General features: G+C 70.6%; 15 protein-coding genes and 1 pseudogene. 13 read left to right on the top strand and 3 right to left on the bottom strand.

Translation table 11 applies throughout. The features are described 5' to 3' along the window. Positions 1-60: 60 nt before the first annotated feature. The 5 genes from ACF088_RS27130 (at position 61) to folE (ending at position 6,098) form a co-directional block, all read left to right on the top strand. The gene (locus ACF088_RS27130; RefSeq protein WP_392378444.1) at positions 61-1,209 is read left to right on the top strand and encodes a zinc-dependent metalloprotease; all 1,149 of its coding nucleotides are present in this window, start codon (positions 61-63) and stop codon (positions 1,207-1,209) included. 188 nt (positions 1,210-1,397) lie between these two features. Further along, positions 1,398-2,456: a tRNA lysidine(34) synthetase TilS gene (tilS, locus tag ACF088_RS27125; protein WP_392378443.1), complete on the top strand. Its 1,059-nt coding sequence runs from the start codon at positions 1,398-1,400 to the stop codon at positions 2,454-2,456. Positions 2,457-2,542: 86 nt separating this feature from the next. Next, positions 2,543-3,082, top strand: coding sequence for a hypoxanthine phosphoribosyltransferase (hpt, locus tag ACF088_RS27120; RefSeq protein ID WP_129298546.1), 540 nt, complete (start codon positions 2,543-2,545; stop codon positions 3,080-3,082). A gap of 282 nt (positions 3,083-3,364) precedes the next feature. Next, the gene (gene ftsH / locus ACF088_RS27115) at positions 3,365-5,377 is read left to right on the top strand and encodes an ATP-dependent zinc metalloprotease FtsH (protein ID WP_392378442.1); all 2,013 of its coding nucleotides are present in this window, start codon (positions 3,365-3,367) and stop codon (positions 5,375-5,377) included. A 115-nt stretch (positions 5,378-5,492) separates the two neighbouring features. Continuing rightward, positions 5,493-6,098, top strand: coding sequence for a GTP cyclohydrolase I FolE (folE, locus tag ACF088_RS27110; RefSeq protein ID WP_392378441.1), 606 nt, complete (start codon positions 5,493-5,495; stop codon positions 6,096-6,098). A gap of 148 nt (positions 6,099-6,246) precedes the next feature. On the opposite strand, the gene ACF088_RS27105 is transcribed toward folE, so the two are convergent. Continuing rightward, positions 6,247-7,362 carry an alpha/beta hydrolase gene (locus ACF088_RS27105; RefSeq protein WP_392378439.1) on the bottom strand — a complete coding sequence of 372 codons (1,116 nt, stop codon included), beginning with the start codon at positions 7,360-7,362 and terminating at the stop codon, positions 6,247-6,249. A 141-nt stretch (positions 7,363-7,503) separates the two neighbouring features. On the opposite strand from ACF088_RS27105, the gene ACF088_RS27100 reads away from it, so the two are divergent. The 6 genes from ACF088_RS27100 to ACF088_RS27075 all read left to right on the top strand — a co-directional run bounded on the left by ACF088_RS27100 (position 7,504) and on the right by ACF088_RS27075 (position 12,939). Next, entirely contained in the window at positions 7,504-9,351 is a 1,848-nt protein-coding gene (locus tag ACF088_RS27100) for a phosphatidylglycerol lysyltransferase domain-containing protein (protein ID WP_392378438.1), read from the top strand. A gap of 136 nt (positions 9,352-9,487) precedes the next feature. Beyond that, positions 9,488-10,417, top strand: coding sequence for a dihydropteroate synthase (gene folP, locus ACF088_RS27095; RefSeq protein ID WP_392378437.1), 930 nt, complete (start codon positions 9,488-9,490; stop codon positions 10,415-10,417). Positions 10,418-10,422: 5 nt separating this feature from the next. Then, a complete protein-coding gene (locus ACF088_RS27090) occupies positions 10,423-10,902 on the top strand; it encodes a nuclear transport factor 2 family protein (RefSeq protein WP_392378436.1) in 480 nt (159 codons plus the stop codon). Between the two features lie 418 nt (positions 10,903-11,320). Beyond that, positions 11,321-11,680, top strand: coding sequence for a dihydroneopterin aldolase (gene folB, locus ACF088_RS27085; protein WP_392378435.1), 360 nt, complete (start codon positions 11,321-11,323; stop codon positions 11,678-11,680). Continuing rightward, positions 11,677-12,324: a 2-amino-4-hydroxy-6-hydroxymethyldihydropteridine diphosphokinase gene (folK, locus tag ACF088_RS27080; protein WP_392378434.1), complete on the top strand. Its 648-nt coding sequence runs from the start codon at positions 11,677-11,679 to the stop codon at positions 12,322-12,324. Before folB ends, folK begins: the two co-directional genes overlap by 4 nt. A 123-nt stretch (positions 12,325-12,447) precedes the next feature. Then, the gene (locus tag ACF088_RS27075; protein ID WP_350252714.1) at positions 12,448-12,939 is read left to right on the top strand and encodes a DUF3180 domain-containing protein; all 492 of its coding nucleotides are present in this window, start codon (positions 12,448-12,450) and stop codon (positions 12,937-12,939) included. Positions 12,940-13,046: 107 nt separating this feature from the next. On the opposite strand, the pseudogene ACF088_RS27070 reads toward ACF088_RS27075, so the two are convergent. After that, positions 13,047-13,415, bottom strand: a pseudogene (locus ACF088_RS27070) (hypothetical protein); the annotation flags it as partial. A gap of 422 nt (positions 13,416-13,837) precedes the next feature. Here ACF088_RS27070 and ACF088_RS27065 point away from each other — a divergent pair. Together ACF088_RS27065 and ACF088_RS27060 are read left to right on the top strand one after the other, a co-directional pair. Continuing rightward, on the top strand, positions 13,838-14,752 hold the full coding sequence (locus ACF088_RS27065) for an ABC transporter substrate-binding protein (protein ID WP_392378432.1): 915 nt from the start codon (positions 13,838-13,840) through the stop codon (positions 14,750-14,752). 190 nt (positions 14,753-14,942) lie between these two features. Beyond that, positions 14,943-16,142 (top strand): hypothetical protein, encoded by a 1,200-nt coding sequence (locus ACF088_RS27060; protein WP_392378569.1) that lies wholly within the window; start codon positions 14,943-14,945, stop codon positions 16,140-16,142. 124 nt (positions 16,143-16,266) lie between these two features. Here ACF088_RS27060 and ACF088_RS27055 read toward each other — a convergent pair whose 3' ends face one another. Beyond that, positions 16,267-17,409, bottom strand: coding sequence for an NADH-quinone oxidoreductase subunit D (locus ACF088_RS27055; RefSeq protein WP_392378430.1), 1,143 nt, complete (start codon positions 17,407-17,409; stop codon positions 16,267-16,269).

Genomic DNA, 17,409 nt, shown 5'->3' with positions numbered 1-17,409 from the left:
GCGCACCGCGAAACCCGCAGTCCGCTACCCCCTGGCGAAGCGCCCACGTACGGTGAACTCATGACGAGCATCGGTGGGACCGAGATGGTCGACTGGAACCTCGCGGTCGCGACCGCGACCCGGTTCGTACGGCCGGGGCCAGAGGTGAGCCGGGACGAGGCGCGCGCGATCGTCGCCGAGCTGCGCAAGCACGCCAAGTCCTCCGAGGCGCACGTCCGGGCCTTTACGCGGATGGCACAGCCCGACGCGACGGGCGAGGCGCCGCATGACACACCGGTCCTCGTCGTGGACCGGCCGGGCTGGATCAAGGCGAACGTCGCCGGCTTCCGGGCCGTGCTCAAGCCGCTGCTGGCCAAGATGGAGGACCGCCGCTCGGCGGTCCCCGGTGGCGCGGTGCTCGGCGCGGTGGGCGGCAAGGTCACCGGCGTGGAGCTGGGCATGCTGCTGTCGTTCCTGGCCTCGCGGGTCCTCGGCCAGTACGAGACCTTCGCTCCGGCCTCCCGGGATCTGCCGGCGGGGGCGCAGGGCGGGCGGCTGCTGCTCGTCGCGCCCAACATCGTGCACGTGGAGCGCGAGCTGGAGGTGGAACCGCACGACTTCCGGCTGTGGGTGTGCCTCCATGAGGAGACCCACCGCACCCAGTTCACCGCCGTTCCCTGGCTGCGGGACCACATCGAGGGCGAGATCCAGGCGTTCCTCGGTGAGACGGACATCGATCCGGGCACCCTCCTGGAGCGGCTGCGCGAGGCCGCCCAGTCGCTGGCCGGTGCCAAGCCCGAGGGCGAGGAGGGCGAGGAAGAGAGCAGCCGCTCCCTCGTCGATCTCGTCCAGACGCCCGCGCAGCGCGAGATCCTCGGCCGGCTGACGGCGGTGATGTCCCTGCTGGAGGGCCACGCCGACTACGTGATGGACGGCGTGGGACCCGATGTCGTGCCGTCGGTCGCCGAGATCCGCGAGAAGTTCCAAAGGCGCCGGGCCAGCGGCGCCGGGCGGTTGGACCAGGCGCTGCGCAAGCTGCTCGGCCTGGACGCCAAGCTGCGGCAGTACCGCGACGGTGAGCGGTTCGTCAGCGCGGTCGTCGAGGAGGTCGGGATGGACGGCTTCAACCGCGTCTGGACGTCGCCGAACACGCTCCCGACCAAACAGGAGATCGCCAAACCGGCGGACTGGGTCGCGCGGGTGCACCGCAAAGCGGACGGGGCACCGTAATCGAACGGCGTGAGCTGGGCACGCCGGGTGGCAGTAGCGCGCCCCTTCAATCACCCGTCTGAGGGACCGTTACGGATGGATAGGCGTGCAATGCTCGGGGAACCGCTCGCCTCTGTCACCATCTAGGCACTCTGTGTGACGAAGATGCCCTCACCGGCGGGCTCCCAGCTGAACGATTGGAAACGGACATGGGTCCCCATCCAGCGGTCGCCGCGATACGCCTGGCGGTCCGCCGCGTACTCCACGACGTCCTCACCCACCACTGCGCGCAGGACCGGCACGAGCCCCCGCTCGTGCTCGTCGCCTGCTCCGGCGGCGCCGATTCGATGGCGCTCGCCTCCGCTCTCGCCTTCGAGGCCCCCAAGCTCGGGGTCCGCGCCGGGGGCGTCACCATCGACCACGGCCTCCAGGAGGGCTCGGACCTCCGCGCCGCCGAGGTGGCCCTGCGGCTGCGGGGCCTGCGGCTGGACCCCGTCGAGGTCGTCGCCGTCGATGTGGACCAGCCGAACAGGGTGGCGCACAGCACCTCCTACCGGGGCGGTGGGGGGCGAGGGGCGGGCGGGCCGGAAGCCGCCGCCCGTGACGCCCGTTACGCCGCCCTGGACGCCACCGCCGAGCGCCACGGCGCCACCGCGGTCCTCCTCGGCCACACCCGCGACGACCAGGCGGAAACGGTGCTGCTCGGTCTCGCCCGCGGCTCCGGGACCCGCTCGCTCTCCGGTATGGCGGCGAGCAGCGGCAGGGACGGCCGCTATCGACGGCCCTTCCTCGACGTGGACCGCCAGACCGCCCGCAAGGCCTGCCTGATCCAGTCGCTGCCCGTCTGGGACGACCCGCACAACACCGACCCCGCCTACACCCGCTCACGCCTCCGCCACGAGGGGCTGCCCGCGCTGGAGAAGGCGCTCGGCAAGGGCGTCGTCGAGGCGCTGGCCCGTACCGCCCAGCTCTCCCGCGACGATGCCGACGCCCTGGACGCCTGGGCCGCCGACGCCGAGGGCACGGTCCTCGACGACACCGGCACCCTCGACATCGCCGCTCTCTTCGTCCTGCCCCCCGCGGTGCGCCGCCGGGTACTGCGCCGGGCCGTCATCGGCGCCGGCGCACCGGCCGGTTCGCTCTTCGCCCGCCACATCGAAGAAGTGGACCGGCTCATCACGGCCTGGCGGGGGCAGGGGGCCATCAACCTCCCCGGGCGCGTGGGTGTGCGACGGCAGGGTGGCAGACTGGTGATCCGGCAGGGCTGAGCCGCAGACGCTGCCCCGCATCCGAAGTCTCACGACTGACGCGAACACCGAACAGAGCGAGAGTGGCACGGGTGGACGACAAGGACATGGGTTCCGACCTCGAGTCGGTACTCATCAGCAAGGAAGAGATCGACGCGAAGCTGGCTGAGCTGGCCGCGAAGATCGACGCGGAGTACGCGGGCAAGGATCTGCTCATCGTCGGCGTCCTCAAGGGCGCCGTGATGGTCATGGCGGACCTGGCGCGCGCGCTGTCCACCCCCGTCACGATGGACTGGATGGCCGTGTCGTCCTACGGCGCGGGCACCCAGTCCTCCGGTGTGGTCCGCATCCTCAAGGACCTCGACACCGACATCAAGGGCAAGCACGTCCTGATCGTCGAGGACATCATCGACTCCGGTCTGACGCTGTCGTGGCTGCTGTCGAACCTCGGCTCGCGGGAGCCGGCCTCGCTGGAGGTCTGCACGCTGCTGCGCAAGCCGGACGCGGCCAAGGTCGCCATCGACGTGAAGTGGATCGGCTTCGACATCCCCAACGAGTTCGTGGTGGGGTATGGCCTCGATTTCGCGGAGAAGTACCGCAATCTGCCGTTCGTCGGTACTCTCGCGCCGCACGTCTACGGCGGCTGAGGGCGCTTTCCGTGCCCGTCCGGCCGATGTGGCCGGACGGGGCCCGGACCGGCCGCTGCGGGGCGGCGGGAACCCTTCGGGGCCTCCCGCCGTTGGAGCAGGGAGAACGGAATCCTCGGCTTCGTGTTCACCCTCGGCGCAGGCGCCGGGTGACAATGCTGGGGTACCGTCCGAAGGCAGTTCTTTTTCGGGCCAGTAATACACCGTACGCACGACCAGCCCTCCCCAGGGCGTTGTGCCTCACTGTGGCAGGAGGGACGGGGCCTCAGCGGCTCCGTATGGATGGACGTGAAGCGATACTTCCGTGGGCCGGTCATGTGGATCGTGCTGGCCGTCCTCGCCGTGGTCGTGTTGATGCAGGTCGTCGGCTCGTCCGGCGGCTACAAGACGGTGGACACCGGTCAGGTCGTCAAGGCGATCGCTGACAACAAGGTGAAATCCGCCGAGCTGACGACCGGTGACGAGAACAAGATCAAGATCGAGCTGTCGGGCTCCAACAAGATTGAGGGCTCCAACAAGCTCCAGGCGAGCTACATCGGCGACCAAGGCGTCGATGTGGCCAAGAACCTGCAGGCCAAGTACCAGACCGGCGAGATCAAGGACGGGTACACCGTCTCCCCGTCGAAGCAGAACCCGTTCGTTTCGGTGCTGCTTTCGCTGCTCCCCTTCGTCCTCATCGTGGTCGTCTTCCTGTTCCTGATGAACCAGATGCAGGGCGGCGGCTCCCGGGTGATGAACTTCGGGAAGTCGAAGGCGAAGCTGATCACCAAGGACACCCCCAAGACGACGTTCTCGGACGTCGCGGGGTCGGACGAGGCGGTCGAGGAGCTCCACGAGATCAAGGAGTTCCTGCAGGAGCCGGCGAAGTTCCAGGCCGTCGGCGCCAAGATCCCCAAGGGTGTGCTGCTGTACGGCCCGCCCGGAACGGGCAAGACGCTGCTGGCGCGCGCCGTCGCCGGCGAGGCGGGCGTCCCGTTCTACTCGATCTCCGGCTCCGACTTCGTCGAGATGTTCGTCGGTGTCGGTGCCTCCCGTGTCCGTGACCTCTTCGAGCAGGCCAAGACGAACGCCCCGGCGATCGTCTTCGTCGACGAGATCGACGCCGTCGGCCGGCACCGCGGTGCGGGCCTCGGCGGTGGCCACGACGAGCGCGAGCAGACCCTCAACCAGCTCCTGGTCGAGATGGACGGCTTCGACGTGAAGGGCGGCGTGATCCTGATCGCCGCCACGAACCGTCCGGACATCCTCGACCCGGCGCTGCTGCGCCCCGGCCGGTTCGACCGGCAGATCGCCGTCGACCGCCCGGACCTGCAGGGCCGTCTCGAAATCCTCAAGGTCCACCAGAAGGGCAAGCCGGTCGCCCCGGACGTCGACCTCTCGGCCGTCGCCAAGCGCACCCCCGGCTTCACCGGTGCCGATCTGTCGAACGTCCTCAACGAGGCCGCGCTGCTGACGGCCCGGGGCGACGCGAAGCTGATCGACAACCACTTCCTGGACGAGGCGATCGACCGCGTCGTGGCCGGCCCGCAGAAGCGGACCCGGATCATGTCCGAGAAGGAGAAGAAGATCACCGCGTACCACGAGGGCGGACACGCCCTGGTCGCGGCGGCCTCACCGAACTCCGACCCGGTTCACAAGATCACCATCCTGTCCCGCGGCCGGGCCCTGGGCTACACCATGGTCCTGCCCGACGAGGACAAGTACTCCACGACCCGCAACGAGATGCTCGACCAGCTCGCGTACATGCTGGGCGGCCGCGCGGCCGAGGAGCTGGTCTTCCACGACCCGACCACGGGTGCCGCCAACGACATCGAGAAGGCCACCGCAACGGCCCGCGCGATGGTCACGCAGTACGGCATGACCGAGCGGCTCGGCGCGATCAAGTTCGGTAGCGACAACTCCGAGCCCTTCCTGGGCCGTGAGATGGGTCACCAGCGCGACTATTCGGAAGAGGTCGCCGCGCTGGTCGATGAGGAAGTCAAGAGGCTCATCGAGACCGCGCACAACGAGGCGTGGGAGATCCTGGTCGAGAACCGCGATGTGCTGGACAACCTGGTGCTGACGCTGCTGGAGAAGGAGACCCTCAACAAGGAGGAGATCGCCGAGCTCTTCAAGCACGTGGTCAAGCGCCCGGCCCGCCCGGCCTGGACCGGTTCCTCGCGTCGTACGCCCTCCAGCCGCCCGCCGGTGCTCTCGCCGCGGGAGCTGGCCCCGGCCAACGGCTCGGTGACCACGACCGCCACCGTCTCGACCGAGAAGGCGGAAGCTCCCGAGGAGCAGCGTCCCGAGAGCTGATTCCGGGCCCACGGCCCCGGAATAAATGCCGCGCCCCCCAGGCTTAATCTGGGGGGCGCGGCATTTCGCGATTCCACCGCGATCACGAGCGGGCACAGAAGGAACGAGGCACCACATGACCGACCCTGTGACGCTGGACGTCGACGGCAAGATCGGCACATTCGACGAGAAGCGCGCCGAGAACGCCGTCCGCGAGCTGCTCATCGCGGTGGGCGAGGACCCGGAGCGAGAGGGGCTCCTGGAGACCCCGGCACGGGTGGCGCGGGCGTACAAGGAGATCTTCGCCGGGCTGTGGCAGAAGCCGGAGGACGTGCTCACCACCACGTTCGACCTCGGTCATGACGAAATGGTGCTGGTCAAGGACATCGAGCTGGTCTCCAGCTGTGAACATCATCTGGTGCCGTTCGTCGGAGTGGCGCATGTCGGCTACATCCCGTCCGCCGACGGCAAGATCACCGGCCTGTCCAAGCTGGCCCGGCTGGTCGATGTGTACGCCCGGCGGCCGCAGGTCCAGGAACGCCTGACCACGCAGATCGCGGACTCGCTGATGGAGATCCTGGAGCCGCGCGGGGTGATCGTCGTCATCGAGTGCGAGCACATGTGCATGACCATGCGCGGCGTACGCAAGCCGGGAGCCAAGACGACGACGTCGGCCGTGCGCGGCCAGCTGCGCGACGCCGCCACGCGTGCCGAGGCGATGAGCCTGATACTCGCCCGCTGAGGCGCGTGCCCCGTGACTCGTCCGCTGCGGCGCGTGCCTGCGACTCTCCGCTGCGGCGCGTGCCCGGTAACGCCGACGGCCGGGCCCCTCAGACGCTGCTGAGGAACCCGGCCGTGGGCGGGGCCGTACGGGGAGGCGTACCGGCCCGTCAGGCCTTGAGGTGATTGCCCAGCCACTCCAGGGCGGCCGGGATCTCCCGGCGCCAGGTGTTGAAGTTGTGGCCGCCGCTGTCGAGGATGATCGACGAGACCCGGCTCGGCGACTTCGTCTGCTGGATGAACCGCATCGTCTGGTGGTAATTCCCCTCACCCTGCTTGCTGCTGGTGACCAACAGGTTCACCTCGGGGGCGGGCAGGTGCTGCTGACGCCACAGCAGGTTGTTCTCGCGCTGCAGCTGCCGGTTTCCGCCGAAGAGGTCACCGGTGGTGGCGTCGAGGGGGGCCTTGTAGACGCCGGAGAGGGCGACGGCGCTGGAGTACGCGTCGGGGTGGCGCATGGTCATCTTCAGCGCGCAGTATCCACCGGTGGAGTCACCGATGACACCCCAGCTCTTCGCCTCGCGCCCTATTCGGTAGTGCTCGGCGATATCCGTACGCAGGTCCTTGGTGAAGAAGGTCTCGGTCTGCGGGCCGCGCGGTATGTCCATGCACTCGGTGTCGCGGGGCGGCGCGACCGTCGGGCGCATCATCACCAGGATGGTCGGCTGCATCTTGTGCTTCTTGAGCAGTTCGTGCTGGGTCTGCGGGAAATGCAGCTTTTTGTAGAGCGCCTCGGCGGTGCCCGGATAGCCGGTGAGCACCAGAGCCGCCGGGAATTTCTTGTGCGCGTATTCCTTCTGGAAGTACTGCGGCGGCAGATAGACGAAGGCGGGGCTCGCGATCCGGGAGTGTTCGCCGCGGACCACCACCTTGTCGATCCGGCCGCCGACCGTCGGGTGCGACCCGTTCCGGACGCTGACCCGCTCGGTGCCCAGCATCTGCAGCTTGGTGCCGTTCGGCCCGGTCTGGTAATTGGTGACCACGCCCGGCTCCTGCTCCTGGCCGAAGAGGTCGGCCCAGGAGGCGTAGAAGCCGAACGAGTTGTTGGCGTAGAGGCCGATCACCGCGAAGAGGCACAGCTGGGTCGCCATCAGGAGTCCGACACGGCCGAGAACGGCGCGCCAGTTCCCCTTGGACAGGCGGGGCCAGAGCCAAACGGTGAGGACGAACAGTGCCACCGCGACGAGGACGGCAAGAAGCAGCACTTTCTTGCTGGTGAGACCCATGTGGTGCTTTCTTCCGGGCGGCCGGGCCATCCGTACCGCTAGTGGAACCCCGAGCCCTGAAACGCCGTCATACAGGGCGCATAAAGTCCAGATGCTGCGACAAGGCTCGCACGTTCTCTCGACCGGGGCGACGGGAAAGTGATGTCTGACAGGCTAGATGGCGAAAAGTCGGAGAAGGTTGCGTGGCGTCCGCCACGCTGGCTCCGCGGTCCGCGGCCCGAAGCGGTGCCGGGGTGCGTCGGTACGGCCGGTGTGGTCGTCGGCCTGTTGAACCTGGCCGCAGGGATGTTCCCGCGGTTCCGGCACAGCCGGGTGCACGCCCTCGCGGAGGTGCTTCCGGGCGCGGTGAGCCCGCTGGCGGCCGCCGCGTCCATCGTCGTGGGCATCCTGCTGCTCCTTTTGGCCCACGGGCTCAAGCGGCGTAAGCGGCGAGCCTGGGGGGCGGCCGTGGCGCTGCTCCCGGTGGGGATCGCCGCTCAGCTGGTCTACCGCCACTCCGTGTTCGGTGCGGTGCTCTCGCTGGCCCTGCTGGCGTTCCTGGTGTGGCACCGCAGGGAGTTCGCGGCGCTGCCCGACCCGCGCAGCCGCTGGAAGGCGGTGGCCAACTTCATCGTGCTCGGTGGCGCCGCCTTCGGCATCGGCATGATCATCGTCAGCTCGCACCCCAACAAGATCATCGGCTCGCCCTCCGTCTGGGACCGCGTCCAGCACGTCCTGTGGGGCCTGTTCGGCTTCGAGGGCCCGATCGCCTACACCCAGCAGGTGGACTACACCGTCGGCTACTCCCTCGGCGCGCTCGGCCTGCTGACGGTCGCCACCACGGCGTACCTCGCCTTCCGCCCCGAGCACCCGGCGGCCCGGCTGACCGACGACGACGAGCAGCAGCTGCGCGAGCTGCTCGCCCGGCACGGCGCCCGTGACTCGCTCGGTTACTTCGCGCTGCGCCGCGACAAGGGCGCGGTCTTCTCCCCGACCGGCAAGGCCGCGGTCTGCTACCGGGTGATCTCCGGTGTGATGCTCGCCAGCGGCGACCCGATAGGCGATGTCGAGGCCTGGCCGGGCGCCATCGAGCGCTTCATGGAGGAGGCCAAGGCGCACTCCTGGACCCCGGCGGTCACCGGCTGCAGCGAGACCGGCGGCCAGGTGTGGACCCGGGAGACCGGGATGGACGCGCTGGAGCTCGGCGACGAGGCGATCGTGGAGGTGGCCGACTTCACCCTCGCCGGCCGCGCGATGCGCAACGTGCGGCAGATGGTCAAGCGCATCGAGCGCAACGGTTACGAGACCCGGGTGCGCCGGGTGCGGGATCTGGACCCGGCCGAGCTGGCGCAGATCCAGAAGGCCGCGGATGCCTGGCGGGACACCGACACCGAGCGCGGCTTCTCCATGGCGCTGGGCCGGATCGATGCGGTGGCCGACGGCGACGCGGTGATCGCCACCGCGCATCTGCCGGCCGGCGAGGGCGAGCAGCCCGGCCCGTACGGGGACCTGAAGGCGATGCAGCACTACGTGCCGTGGGGCGACAGCGGCATCTCCCTGGAGCTGATGCGGCGCGACCGCAGCGCCGACCCCGGCATGAACGAGCTGCTGATCGTCGCCGCGCTGCAGGCCGCCCCGGACCTCAAGATCAAGCAGGTGTCGCTGAACTTCGCGGTCTTCCGCTCCTCCCTGGAGCGCGGCGAGAAGCTGGGCGCGGGGCCGGTCATCCGGGTCTGGCGCGGGATGCTGGTCTTCCTGTCCCGCTGGTACCAGATCGAGTCGCTGTACAAGTTCAACGACAAGTTCCGGCCACGCTGGGAGCCCCGCTTCGTGGTCTTCCGCAACAGCCGCGACATCCCCCGGATCGGCCTGGCGGCGCTGCAGGCCGAGGGCTATCTGGAGCTGGGCCTGCCGCGCGTGCTGCGGCGCCGGAAGCCCGCCGAGCCACGGCCGTGCGTGCACACGCCGGAGCCGGTCGGGGCGGCGGGCGCGGTCGGGCGGGCGGCCTGACCGGCGGCCTGACCGACTGCCGGACCAGGCAGCGGAGGGAGCCGTTCCGTATCGTCCGGGATCGCGCCGGCGTCCGGGCGGCCCCGCAGCCGACGGCAGCAATCCGGCCGGTCGGCACACGGCCTAGGCTGGTGCCATGAGTAGCTTGCGTGGCCGGGTGGCCGGACTGCCGGACTGGGAACGCTGCGCGGTGATGGGCGTCGTCAATGTGACGCCCGATTCGTTCTCCGACGGCGGTGACTGGTTCGATACCGAACTCGCCGTCAAACACGGTCTCGACCTGGTGGCGCAGGGCGCCGACATGGTGGACGTGGGCGGCGAGTCGACCCGGCCGGGCGCGGCGCGGGTGGACGAGGCCGAGGAGCTGCGCCGGGTCGTCCCGGTCGTCCGGGAGCTCGCCGCGGCCGGTGTCGTGGTCTCCGTCGACACCATGCGCGCCTCGGTCGCCGAACAGGCCGTGGAGGCCGGGGCACGCCTGGTCAACGACGTCAGCGGGGGCGCCGCCGACCCGGCGATGGTGCCCGTGGTGGCCACGCACCACGTCCCGTTCGTGGTGATGCACTGGCGCGGCCAGTCCATCGACATGAACAACCGCGCCGTCTACGGGGACGTGGTCGCGGAGGTCGTCGAGGAACTCGCCCGGAGCGTGGAGCGCGCGGTGGCCGGCGGGATCGATCCGGACCGGATCGTCATCGACCCCGGTCTGGGCTTCGCCAAGAACGCGGAGCACGATCTCGCGCTGGTCGCCCGGCTTGCGCGGCTGCGGGCGCTGGGCCGCCCGTTGCTGGTGGCGGCATCGAGGAAACGGTTCCTGGGCAGGGTGCTGGCAGGGGGCGAGGGAGCCGCCCCACCGCCGGCCCGGGAGCGGGACGCTGCGACGGCGGCGGTGTCGGCGATCGTGGCGCGAGAGGGGGCCTGGGCGGTGCGGGTGCACGAGGTCAGGGCGAGCGCGGACGCGGTACGGGTGGCCCGTGCCGTGGAGGACGCGGCGGCGGCCGGGCGCGGCGGTACGGCCGGTGCGGGTGAGATGAGCGACACGACGGCGAACACGACGGGAACGGTGTGAGCGGCTTGGGCCCACGGACGGACATCGAGCTGGTCGAGCAGGCGAACACCACGCTGTACGAGACCATCGAGCGCGGCGATCACGAGGCGCTGTCCGAGCTGTGGCTGGACGGTCAGGTGAGTGTGGTCCACCCCGGGTGGCCGGTGCTGCGGGGGCGCGGCGAGGTGCTGCGCTCCTACGCCCTGATCATGGCGAACACCGAGTACATCCAGTTCTTCCTCACCGATGTCGAGATCGATGTCGTCGGTGACACCGCGCTGGTGACCTGTACCGAGAACATCCTCAGCGGCGGGCCCGCCGAGGACGACGGCTCGGTGGGCCCGCTGATCGGCCAGCTGGTCGTGGCGACCAATGTCTTCCGGCGCACGGAGGACGGCTGGCGGGTGTGGTCGCACCACGGCTCGCCGGTGCTGGCGGACCGCGACGAGGACGACGAGGACGACGAGGCCGGGGGAGCCGGCGACGGCGACGAGGACGTGCTCTGAGCCCGCTGCCAGGGGGCGGTGTGCCCGGGGAATGCGATCCGGGTGCGGACGGGGTGTGAGCCTCGCCATGCCGCCCGCCTTGCGCCCGGGGCGGCGCTCTGCCCCGTCGTCACCGGTGGGGGTCAGCCATCCGGGCGAGGGCGCACCCGTTCGAGCCAAGTGCGGCACGGGTAGGGGTGGGGCGTGGGCGAGGGGGTAAGAGGCCGCGCGGACGATCTCCCGGTTTGCCGGATGCTGTCCCGAAGGGCGGCTTCTAGCAGCAGGGCCGGGTCTTGTCCATAGCCCCCGTAGGCGAGGACTGTCGTTCCTCGAAGGTAGATTCGACGCCGGGGCAGTGTTGCCGGATCGCTCCGGCGGCTGCCCGGAATCCGACGAACAGTGGCGCCAGAGGTGCCGTGGACCAGTGGGAGTGATTCGCGTGGATCGTGTCGCGCTGCGTGGGCTGAAGGCCCGGGGCCACCACGGGGTGTTTCCCCGGGAGCGCGAGGACGGGCAGACCTTCATCGTCGACCTGGTGCTCGGCCTGGACACCCGCCCGGCAGCGGCCGCCGACGATCTCGCGAAGACCGTGCACTACGGCGTTGTGGCCGAGGAGGTGGTGGCCGTCGTGCAGGGCGAGCCCGTTGACCTCATCGAGACCCTGGCGGAGCGCATCGCCGGCCAGTGCCTCAAGCACGAGGGCGTGCAGGAGGTGGAGGTGGTGGTGCACAAGCCGGACGCGCCCATCACCGTCCCCTTCGATGACGTGACCATCACCATCACTCGGAGCCGAGTATGAATTCCGCCCGTCAGCCGACCACCACCTCTGATGGCACCGCCGTGCGGCGCCCCCAGCCCGGTGACCCGACCGTACAGCCGGTGCCCGCCTCCGTCGTGGAGCAGGTGGACGCCGCGGATGTGACGCTCTCCAACCCCAAACGCGCCGTGATCTCGCTCGGCAGCAACCTCGGCAACCGCCTGGAGACGCTGCAGGGCGCCGTCGACGCCCTGGAGGACACCCCTGGCCTGCGGGTCAAGGCGGTCTCCCCGGTCTACGAGACCGAGCCGTGGGGCGTGGCCCCGGGTTCCCAGCCGACGTATTTCAACGCCGTGGTGCTGATCAAGACGACGCTGCCGCCGGACTCCCTCCTGGAGCGCGGGCACGCGATCGAGGAGGCCTTCGAGCGGGTCCGCGACGAGCGCTGGGGTCCGCGCACGATCGACGTCGACATCGTGGCGTATCAGGATGTGCTCTCCGACGACCCGCAGCTGACGCTGCCGCACCCGCGGGCCCATGAGCGGGCGTTCGTGCTGGTGCCCTGGCACGACATCGACCCGGAGGCGGAGGTTCCGGGACACGGTGCGGTGGCCGCGCTGCTGTCGGCCATCGGCCGTGACGGGGTGGCGCCGCGGGCGGACCTGGAACTGCGGCTGCCGGAGTAGCCGTTAGGGTTGCGGGTCGGTTCCCTGCGGGATGCATGCGTACGGGACGGACAAGGCGGCCATAACGGAAAGAATGGTCGCCGCGGCAGGGATGGTCATGACGGCGCGAGGGGCGATCGCTCGGTGAAGCAGCTACACATCAAGGTGCTGGTCGGGCTGTTTCTGGCGGCCGGGGTGCTGGCATGGGGAGGCGCCCGGCTGTGGGACTCCCTCGGCACCCTCCCCAGCGTTCCGGTGGCCGCGCCGATCGTGCTGGCGCTGATCGCCGCGGTGCTCGCCGCCACCGCGCTCGCGCTCCGGGCGCGGCTGCGCGCGCAGCGTGAGCGCCGGCCGGGCGCCAAGGGCGTCGATCCGCTGGTGGCCGCCCGCGCGGTGGTCTTCGGCCAGGCGAGCGCGCTGGTGGCGTCGCTGGTCGCGGGGTTGTACGGCGGTGTCGGCGTCTTCTTGCTGACCACCGGCCTCGATGCCGCGGCGCGCCGGGACCAGGCGATCTACGCCGGTCTGTCGGTGGCCGCCGGGGTGGCGGTGGTCGCCGCGGCGATCTTCCTGGAGCGGGTGTGCAAGCTCCCGGAGGACGACGGCAACGGGAACGGCGGGGCCGATGCGTCGGTGTGAGGCCGGGGCGGTCGGCGGGGCCGTGTGAGGCAGGCCGGCCGGCGGGCGGTGTGAGGCCGGGGCGTCGCCCGCGTCAGGCGCCACCGCGGGGCAGGCGCGGGCCCGGGTCAGGCGCCTCCCGGGGGCGTGACATCGCCGCCCTGGGCCGTGACGCCGGAGCCCGTGGCGGTGACGTCGGCGGCTGTGGCGCTGCCGGCGGGGCCCGGGACCGTATCGAGCGCGACCGCTGCGCGCGGGAGGTTCGCCGCGTCCGCCGTGGTGGAGCGGTACCTGCCTCTGCCCCCTCTGCTCCCTCTGCTCCCTCGGCTCCGTCGGCCCCCTCGGATTGCTTGGCTCCCTCGGATCCGTCTGATGCCCTCGGCGGTGAGCCGGTTGGCGGCGCGGGCTGCCGGGTCGTCGAGGCGGACGACCGGGGGTGCTTCGAGGTCGCCGGGCTCGACGGGCGTGACGGAGAGCCGCTTCAGGCCCCGGTCGGCGGCCGGGCGGTTCCTCGATCCGCTGCGGGGACGGCGGCGCGCAGCGCGTACGGGCTCGCGTGGGGCGTCGGGTACGTCCAAGGACGTGGGGGCGGGGGCGGGTCGGGCGGCACCGGCCTCGGCACACACCCCGTAGGCAGTGCCGTGGGCTGACCCGCCCCCAGCAGATCCGCATCTTTCCGACGCAACCCGACGCAACCCGACGCGACTCGGCCCGAACCGGCCCGAACCGGCCGACCGGCTTGGCCCGGCCCGGCTGACCGGCCCGGCCCGGCCGACCGGGTTGGCCCGACCCGCCCGGCCCGGCTCGACCTGATCTGAGCTGATCTGACCTGATCTGACCTGATCCGAGCGGACTGAATGGTGGCATCCATGAGCAGCAGCACGTCGCGTAGGGCGCGCACCGCGGTGGCCGCGGGCACGTGATCACACTGGCGGCCGGGCCGGCCGCGTGCGGTGGCAAGAGCCTGGAGGAGAAGGGCGGCGGCAAGGGCCAGGGCACGGACGAGATCGTCATCGGCTCGGCCGGTTTCACCGAGTCGAAGGTGCTCGCCGAGATCTATTCCCAGGTCCTGGCCGATGCCGGTTACCGCACGCGGGTTCAGACCCTGGCCAATCGCGAGCTGTATGAACCGGCTCTGGAGAAGGGCCAGATCGACGTCGTTCCGGAATACGCCTCCACCCTCGCCGAATTCCTCAACGCGAAGAAGAACGGTGCCAAGGCGAAGCCCGTCGCCTCCAGCGACATCGACAAGACGGTGACGGCCCTGAAGAAGCTCGCCGGACCGCGCGGACTCAAGGTACTGGCGGCAGGCGGGGCGACGGACCAGAACGCGTTCGCGGTCACCAAGGAATTCGCTGCCGAGCACACCTTGAAGACCCTCTCCGACCTCGGCACATCGAAGCAGAAGATCAAACTCGCTTCGGGTGAGGAGTGCGAGACCCGGATGTTCTGCAAGCCGGGCCTGGAGGAGACGTACGGCATCGACATCACGGCCCTGGACCCCAAGGGCGTCGGGACCCCGCAGGCCAAGCAGGCGGTCAAGGACGGCACCGACCAACTGGTGCTCGCCACGACCACGGACGCGACCCTCGACCACTTCGGGCTGGTGCTTCTCCAGGACCACAAGAAGCTCCAGAACGCCGACAATGTGCTGCCGGTGGTGAATGCCGAGAGCGCCGGTGACAAGGAGATCGAGACCGCCCTCGGGAAGCTCACACGGACGCTGACGACCGAAGATCTGATCAACCTGAACCGCAAGGTCGATGCCGAACGGCTCAAGCCCGCGGATGTCGCCCGGACTTATGTGGAGTCCAAGGGCCTGGTCAAGAAGTAACCAGCGGGAAACGGATTGGTGTGCGGGGCCCCATAGGTCCCGCACGCACGGTAAGTTTCTGGCCATGCCACGAGGACGCCACCGCCATTCACCACCCCTCCACCGGCTGCTTCCTCCCGCGACGGTCGCCGGTGCGTCAATAGCCTGCGCCGCGGGCGCGTGGTTTGTCGGCGACGATCTGGTGCAACGGGTGCTCGCCGCGGGCGCGGCGGCCGCCGCCCTCACCGGCGCCGTCCTTCTGCGGACCTGGGACCGTACGGCCGGCCGGCGGGTCGCCGAACTGGACCGTGCCCGGGTGCGCGACGAGTGGCGCACCGAGGAGCGGATAGCCGAGCTCGAAACGGATGTGGAGGAATCCCGCGAGCTCCGTGCCGCTCTGGAAGTCAAACTCCGTGCCAAGCGTGCCGAATTGGCCCGGCTGCGCAGCGAACACGCGGCCCTGCTGCGCCGTTACGCCACGGCCGAGACCGAGCGGGCCAGCGCCCTGGAAGGCCGCCGGCTGCTCGCCATCGAGGCCGCCGCCCCGGCCAAGGCGCTGCCGGCCGCCGCCGGTCTTCCCCGCGCGCTCGACTTCGTCCGAGCAGGGGAGACCTCAACGGCCTCGGTCCCGGTCCGGCGCGAGCCCGCCGCGAACGGGGACGGCCCGGCCTCGGCCTCATCCCCGGCCCCGGCCACCGCCACCTACGCCCAGGCCGACCGGGCGCTGCGTCAGCTGGCCCGCAACGCCGCCCGGCAGCGCACCGCGCAGAAGGCCGCACGCCTGGCGCGGGACGGCGCCGGTGCCGAAGGGACCACCCCGTCCGGACCGCCCGCAGCCCGTGGTGCCCGGGATGGCCAGGACGGTGAGGACAGCCGGGGGAACCCGTCGGCGGCCGCCGCACAGCGCACGGGCGACGCACCAGCCCGTACGGCCGCCGCCTTCGGACCCGCGCTCCGCCCGGTCCCGGCCACCGCCGCCGCCCTTGCACCGTCCCGCCCCACCGCATCCCGCGCATCCCGCGCGCAGGGCGGCTTCGACTTCTTCGGCAATGCGACCGCTTCCGGCCCCCGGGAGCTGACCGCGCCGCTGGAGGACGACCTGGCGGATGTCGTCGGCGACGAGGCCCTCGCCGAACAGTCGGCCCGGGCGCGGGCGCGTACGGCCCGCGCGGCCCGTACCGACGCGCGGCCGCAGCCGTCCACGGAGGGCGCCGCGGCCGACGGCGGGCACACCCGTGACGGGCACACCCGCGACGGGCACACCCGCGACGAGCAGCAGGCGGACGGTGAGCGCGCGGACGAGCAGGCCGACGGCGAAACGACCGCAGGCACCGGCGAGGTCATCGACCTGACCGCGCACGACGAGACCGAGCAGTTCGACTTCGGCGCACTGCGCAGCGCCATCTCCTGACCCTGAACTGACAGCCGCCTGGCCTCGGAGCGTTCACCGGCTCCGGGGCCAGGCGGCTGTCAGTCGGGCCCGATCCGGCCGTGACGAGCAGGGCGCAAAGCCGCGCAGCCTGCCTACGTGTCGATTACTTGTCGATGTCCCCAACGACGAAGAAGAACGAGCCGAGAATGGCGACCATATCGGCGACCAGCGTGCCCGGCAGCAGCTCCACCAGTGCCTGGATGTTGTTGAACGACGCCGAGCGCAGCTTGAGACGGTAGGGGGTCTTGTCGCCCTTGGAGACGAGGTAGTAGCCGTTGATGCCCAGGGGGTTCTCGGTCCAGGCGTACGTCGCGCCCTCGGGGGCCTTCAGCACCTTGGGCAGGCGCTGATTGACCGGCCCGGGCGGCAGCTCCGCGATCCGGTCCAGGCAGGCGTCCGCGAGATCCAGCGCGTTGTGGCTCTGTTCCAGCAGGCACTCGAAGCGGGCCAGACAGTCGCCCTCCTCGCGGGTGACGACCTTGAGCGTGGACTGCAGCTCCCCGTATGCCAGATACGGCTCGTCACGCCGCAGATCGAAGTCCACACCGGAGGCACGGGCGATCGGTCCGGAGACGCCGAATCCGTGCACCGTCTCCGGCGCGAGCACACCGACCCCGCGGGTACGGCCGCGGAAGATCTCGTTGCCCAGGACCAGATTGTCGAAGACGTCCATCCGGGAGCGCACCTCGGCGACGGCGTGCCGGGCCCGGCCCGGCCAGCCCGCCGGCAGGTCCTCCTTGAGGCCGCCGACGCGGTTGAACATGTAGTGCATCCGGCCGCCGGAGATCTCCTCCATGACGGTCTGGAGTTCCTCCCGCTCACGGAAGGCGTGGAAGACGGGGGTGATGCCGCCGAGCTCCAGGGGGTACGAGCCCAGGAACATCAGATGGTTCAGCACCCGGTTCAGCTCGGCGAGCAGCGTCCGCAGCCAGACGGCGCGCTCGGGCACCTCCATGCCCAGCATCCGCTCGACGGCCAGCACCACGCCCAGCTCGTTGGAGAACGCCGACAGCCAGTCGTGCCGGTTGGCGAGCATGATGATCTGGCGGTAGTCGCGCGCCTCGAAGAGCTTCTCGGCGCCGCGGTGCATATAGCCGATCACCGGTTCGGCGTGCTGGATGCGCTCGCCGTCCAGGACGAGGCGCAGCCGCAGCACGCCGTGCGTCGAGGGATGCTGCGGGCCGATGTTCAGCACCATGTCGGTGCTCTCCGCCGCGCCGCCGATGCCGACCGTCGTCTCCGTCAT

Source organism: Streptomyces sp. NPDC015125 (assembly GCF_043080045.1).
GTDB lineage: Bacteria > Actinomycetota > Actinomycetes > Streptomycetales > Streptomycetaceae > Streptomyces.
The sequence above is the reverse complement of the archived record's forward strand: the minus strand, read 5'-3'. Positions and strand labels throughout refer to the sequence as shown.